Source organism: Nocardia jiangxiensis NBRC 101359, from assembly GCF_000308615.1.
GTDB lineage: Bacteria > Actinomycetota > Actinomycetes > Mycobacteriales > Mycobacteriaceae > Nocardia > Nocardia jiangxiensis.
Map to the genome: position 1 here is coordinate 1 of NZ_BAGB01000116.1, position 1,307 is coordinate 1,307.

Annotated in this window: 1 protein-coding gene; it reads left to right on the forward strand. The window is 64.3% G+C overall.

Features of this window, described 5'->3' with window-relative positions:
• Positions 1–41 precede the first annotated feature (41 nt).
• On the forward strand, positions 42–1,253 hold the full coding sequence (locus tag ON40_RS34470; protein ID WP_040829444.1) for an IS4 family transposase: 1,212 nt from the start codon (positions 42–44) through the stop codon (positions 1,251–1,253).
• The last annotated feature ends 54 nt before the right edge of the window (positions 1,254–1,307 follow it).

The window sequence follows — 1,307 nt, forward strand, 5'->3', positions numbered from 1 at the left end:
CAATACCGTTCAGTTAAGCTTTTGGGCGGTATGGTGTCGGTGTGCCTCGTGGTGGATGGGTGAAGCCGGAGTCGGATCGTCGTCTGTCGGATTTGGTGTCGGTGGGTTTGTTGACGAGGGTTTTTCCGGCTGATGTTGTCGATGAGGTGATCGCCGAGGCGGGGCGTACGCAGCAGCGGCATCGGGCACTTCCGGCTCGTGTGATGGCGTATTTCTCAATCGGCATGGCGTTGCATTCGGAAGGCTCGTATGAGGATGTGTTCGCTCTGTTGACCGACGGTCTGTCGTGGTCGTCGGGGTGGTCGCAATCGTGGTCGCCGCCGACGAAATCCGCTATCTTCCAGGCACGTTCACGTCTGGGGTACGAACCGGTGCGTGAGCTGTTCTTCCGTGTCGCCCGCCCGATGGCCCGGGTGGACACGCCCGGCTCCTGGCTGGCCGGACGCCGATTGGTAGCCATCGACGGCACCTGCGTGGACCTGGCCGACACGCCCGGCAACGTCGAGTTCTTCGGCCGGCCGCCGTCGAGCCGGGGCGAGAAGTCCGCATATCCGCAAGCGCGTCTGGTCGCGGTGGCCGAGTGCGGGACCCACGCGGTATTCGACGCGGTCACCGGCCCGTGCGCCGCTTCCGAGACCGAGATGGCCCGCGAGTTGGTGAGCCGACTCACCCCCGGGATGCTGGTGCTCGCTGATCGCGGTTTCTACGGATTCACGCTGTGGAGACAGGCCGCCGCCACCGGAGCCGACCTGCTGTGGCGGGTGAAAACCAATCTCCGGCCTCAACACGTGCAAACCCTGCCCGATGGGTCGTGGCTGGCGCGGATCGTGCCCACCTCGGGGGTGAACCGACGAAAGACCGAACCCTCGATGGTGCGGGTCATCGAATACACCCTCGACGATGGGCGCGAGCACCCCGAGCAGTATCGACTGCTCACCACCATCCTCGACCCCGACCAGGCCAGCGCACACGACCTGGCCCTGGCCTACGCACAACGCTGGGAGATCGAGAACACCTTCGACGAACTGAAAACACACCAGCGCGGCCCGCGGGCGGTGCTGCGCTCGAAATCGCCCGAGTTGGTCCAACAGGAAATCTGGGGCCACCTGTGCTGCCACTACGCGATCCGCACCCTCATGCTCGACGCAGCCACCCAGAGCGGGCACGACCCAGACCGGATATCTTTCGTCGCAGCCCTGCGGATCACCCGTAGATCCTTGTCCCACAGCACATTTCCCCCCTCGCAACCATAACGACGCCACCACGCTATGGCAGCGCGGCATCGACAAACTGCTCCAACGCATCAA